The organism is Shigella sp. FC1967, from assembly GCF_001743005.1.
Lineage (GTDB): Bacteria > Pseudomonadota > Gammaproteobacteria > Enterobacterales > Enterobacteriaceae > Proteus.
The window spans coordinates 1-3,962 of record NZ_MIIZ01000734.1 but is presented as its reverse complement, the minus strand read 5'-3'; the positions used below and the strand labels follow the sequence as shown (position 1 = coordinate 3,962).

3 protein-coding genes and 1 pseudogene are annotated in these 3,962 nt (G+C 34.6%); 3 read left to right on the top strand and 1 reads right to left on the bottom strand.

Going from position 1 to position 3,962, the window contains the following annotated elements; all coding sequences use genetic code 11:
• The first annotated feature begins 160 nt into the window (after positions 1–160).
• Positions 161–1,066: a LysR substrate-binding domain-containing protein gene (locus tag BHE89_RS11510; protein ID WP_069367316.1), complete on the top strand. Its 906-nt coding sequence runs from the start codon at positions 161–163 to the stop codon at positions 1,064–1,066.
• A 75-nt stretch (positions 1,067–1,141) separates the two neighbouring features.
• Here BHE89_RS11510 and BHE89_RS11505 read toward each other — a convergent pair whose 3' ends face one another.
• Positions 1,142–2,014: a pirin family protein gene (locus BHE89_RS11505; protein WP_069367317.1), complete on the bottom strand. Its 873-nt coding sequence runs from the start codon at positions 2,012–2,014 to the stop codon at positions 1,142–1,144.
• Positions 2,015–2,291: 277 nt separating this feature from the next.
• On the opposite strand from BHE89_RS11505, the gene BHE89_RS11500 reads away from it, so the two are divergent.
• Positions 2,292–2,969: a hydrolase gene (locus BHE89_RS11500; RefSeq protein ID WP_069367318.1), complete on the top strand. Its 678-nt coding sequence runs from the start codon at positions 2,292–2,294 to the stop codon at positions 2,967–2,969.
• 105 nt (positions 2,970–3,074) lie between these two features.
• Positions 3,075–3,642, top strand: a pseudogene (locus BHE89_RS11495) (YceI family protein).
• The last annotated feature ends 320 nt before the right edge of the window (positions 3,643–3,962 follow it).

Genomic DNA, 3,962 nt, shown 5'->3' with positions numbered 1-3,962 from the left:
TATTATTTGGGGTCATCTTTATTTTATTAACCTATGTGATTATAATGTTATTAACAATATCTGAATAAGAGTAAATAATATTTACAATTATTTTTGTCATAATATCTAAACCTGAAACAATTCAGCTAAATATTGAAAATAACCTAATAGGTGATACACAATGAAGTATGATTTAAATGATCTCTACTATTTTGTGAAAGTCGTTGAGTTTGGCGGTTTTTCTCAAGCGGCAGAAACATTAGGTATACCTAAATCTAAACTAAGTCGTCGTATCGCTGATTTAGAACAAAAACTCAATGTCTCTTTGATTTATCGCTCTACACGTCAATTTCATGTCACTAAAATTGGGCAGACATTTTATCAACAGTGTAAAAATGTGGTTGCAGAAGCTGAAATTGCGGAAGAAGTTATTTGTTCAGCTCAAGGGCACCCACATGGCACCATTAAACTCTCGTGTCCAGTCGCATTATTACAAATTTATATTCAAGATATTTTGGTCGATTTTATGGAAAAGTATCCGGATATTAATATTCAGATATTAGCTATTAATCGACCCGTTGATGTCATTAGTGAAGGCCTTGATTTAGCTTTACGGGTAAGAGCATTACCGCTAGATGATTCAGGTTTAACAATGAAAATTCTAGGTTATTCTCGACGTGTTCTCGTTGCCAGTCCTCGGTTATTTAGAGGGCAAGAGATCCCAAGTTCACCCGAACAACTTGCAGATTATCCTGTTTTGGCAAATAGTGAACACTCACAACAATATACACTTACGTTAACGCATGAAAATGGCACGGTTTCCACACAACATGTCACACCCAAATTAGCGACAACCGATGTTATTACGCTTTATAAAGCAACATTAAAAGGATTAGGAATAACACGATTACCACTGAGTGTGGTTGAAAAAGAATTACAAAATGGTTCGTTAATTGAAGTATTACCAAATTGGCGTTTTCCTAAAGATGTTATTCATGCAGTTTATCCGTCAAGAAAAGGATTATTGCCAGCGATTCAGGTATTACTGGAATACCTTGCTGATAATATGTCGCCATTAAAAGAGTAGAGCAAGATAAAAACGCTCCGAATACTAAAGGGAGCCGTTTATACGTTTATTGTGCTATGTCGTATTTTAAACGTGTTACTCGTTAGGAATACGACCAAATTTACCTTGGTTAAAATCATCAATGGCTTGTCTGATTTGTGCTTCGCTATTCATCACAAAAGGACCATAGCCTACAACAGGCTCACTAATCGGTTCACCACTGAGATATAAGACGACGGCATCTTCAATCGCTTCAAGACTAACAGAGCCACCTTCATTATCTAAAATAACCAAATCACCTGTTTGTAATTGGGTTTGATTATCAAGATAAACACTACCGTGTAAAACCACTAAGCCAACATAGCGATCTTTCTTAGTGGGTAGCGTCACTGATTTTGTGCGTTTTAATTGGATATCCCATACATCCACTGGCGAAAAGGTTTTTGCTGCGCCATGCGAATCGTGATAATTCCCAGCAATAATACGCAATTGACCCGCATTATCTGCCAAAGGAATTACAGGGATCGCACTTTCTTTTAATAACTGATAGCCAGCAGGGGCTGATTTAGCCTCAGATGGAAGATTAACCCATAATTGCACCATATCTAACACACCGCCTTCTTTGGTAAATGCATCAGAATGATATTCTTGATGTAAAATACCGGATGCAGCGGTCATCCATTGCACATCACCTGGACCAATTACACCACCTTCTCCTGTGGAATCATGGTGTGCGACTTCACCTTTATAAACAATAGTGACTGTTTCAAATCCGCGGTGAGGATGTTCACCGACACCACGATTATGTCCTTGAGATGCGGGAAAATCAGTCGGACCTGCTCTATCTAAAAGTAAAAATGGATTTAAATATTTACCATGGTTACCATAGCTAAAGAGCGAGCTAACATGAAAACCATCACCAACCCAATGTTGGCGAGGTGCTTTATAAATACCTATGATCTTTTTCATAAAATGTTCCTATAAAATTTCTATAGGTTCTATTTTAAAGTGACTAATATATTTAAGTAGTGGCAAAAATAGATTTCATCATCCTAAAAATAGAACAATAATAAAATGTTTCAGTGTTCTATTTTTAGAATAGTGTTTATCATAATTGCTACTACCGAGCTTTTTATTAATTGATTATTGTTTATGACAACGAAAGAGAAAAAAAGATAAAAATGTTTTTCTCTAATATTGTTCTTCAATCATGTTAATAATCAAATTAATTAAAAGGAATAAAAAAATGAGCACTCCAGCAAACTTTAATGGTCAGCGCCCTGTAATTAATCCAGAAGATGCTGTTATGTTATTAATTGATCACCAAAGTGGTTTATTTCAAACCGTAGGTGATATGCCAATGACTGAATTACGAGCGCGTGCTTCTGTATTAGCAAAAATGGCAACATTAGCTAACATGCCTGTTATTACTACGGCTTCTGTACCACAAGGTCCTAATGGTCCATTAATTCCTGAAATTCATCAAAATGCACCTCATGCAAAATATGTTGCACGCAAAGGCGAAATTAATGCTTGGGATAATCCTGAGTTTGTTGAAGCCGTTAAAGCAACAGGTAAAAAGCAATTAATTATTGCTGGTACTATTACAAGTGTGTGTATGGCATTCCCTGCAATTAGTGCCGTTGCTGAGGGGTATCAAGTTTTTGCAGTGATTGATGCATCGGGTACTTACAGCAAAATGGCTGAAGAAATTACCTTAGCTCGTATTGTTCAAGCGGGCGTAGTCCCTATGGATACCGCCGCTGTTGCTTCTGAAATTCAAAAAACATGGAACCGTGCTGACGCTGCACAATGGGCGCAAGCGTATACTCAAATTTTCCCTGCTTATCAGCTATTAATTGAAAGTTATAGCAAAGCGCAAGATGTATTAAAAAATAATGAAGTTTTAGATTCTCAGCGTTAATTAATTTTCAACGTTCTTTTTAATTTGTATTTTCTGTGTTTAAAGATGCCTATAAAGCCTTTTCTTTATGGGCATATTTTTATAAAAATAGATTAGGAACCAATAATGAAATTTATTTTTCCTGCTGTATTATCCTCATTATTACTTGTGCCCACAGTACAAGCAAATGAATATAAACTTGAACCGACACATACTAAAGCTATGTTTTATATTGATCACTTCGGGACTTCGACCAACAGTGGGGGTTTTTATGAAATTGAAGGAGATTTAACTTATCTTCCAGAAAAAAATATAGGAAAAATAAATGTTTCTATTCCAGTTGAAACATTAAATACGGGATTAACAGCATTTGATAAGCATGTGAAAAGTGCTGATATCTTGGATGTAGATAAATACCCAACCATTCAGTTTTCTTCAACTCAATGGCATTTTTCTAATAATAAGCCCACTTCTATTGAAGGGTTATTAACAATGAAAGGAAAAAACGCTACCTATTCAATTAACAGCCACTAAATTTAATTGTTATGAAAGTCCTGTATTTAATGCGCCTGTTTGTGGTGGCGATTTTGAAACAGTCATTAAACGTTCGGATTGGGGAGTGGACTTTTTAGTCAAGGAAGGGATGGCTGATAATATGACATTAAAAATTCAAGTCGAAGCTATTAAGCAGTAACTTAAGTCATATATTAAATATTCTTTCTATTTTAAAAGCCTTATTAAATACAAGGCTTTTTTGTTATTGAATAAAATAAAGCGCCGCTAAAAATAAAGACGAATTTAAATATTTAAGAAAGAAGACGGGATTTTTTTTATTTGTTGATAATAATTATTTATTGTTGTATGTTAAATAATTGTGATACCAGTATTGTTTATCTTTGTTTTTATTTGAATTTTTACGCTCTGCAAGTTGTTTAAGGAACGTTAAATTTCCTTCTAAAGTTTTTTGGTTTTATTCCTGAATTAATAAACTTTCCTCATCATAATTTATTTAAT

Coding starts and splice junctions, on each gene's coding strand:
- BHE89_RS11510 (WP_069367316.1), top strand. CDS start 161: ATGAAGTATGATTTAAATGATCTCTACTATTTTGTGAAAGTCGTTGAG.
- BHE89_RS11505 (WP_069367317.1), bottom strand. CDS start 2,014: ATGAAAAAGATCATAGGTATTTATAAAGCACCTCGCCAACATTGGGTT.
- BHE89_RS11500 (WP_069367318.1), top strand. CDS start 2,292: ATGAGCACTCCAGCAAACTTTAATGGTCAGCGCCCTGTAATTAATCCA.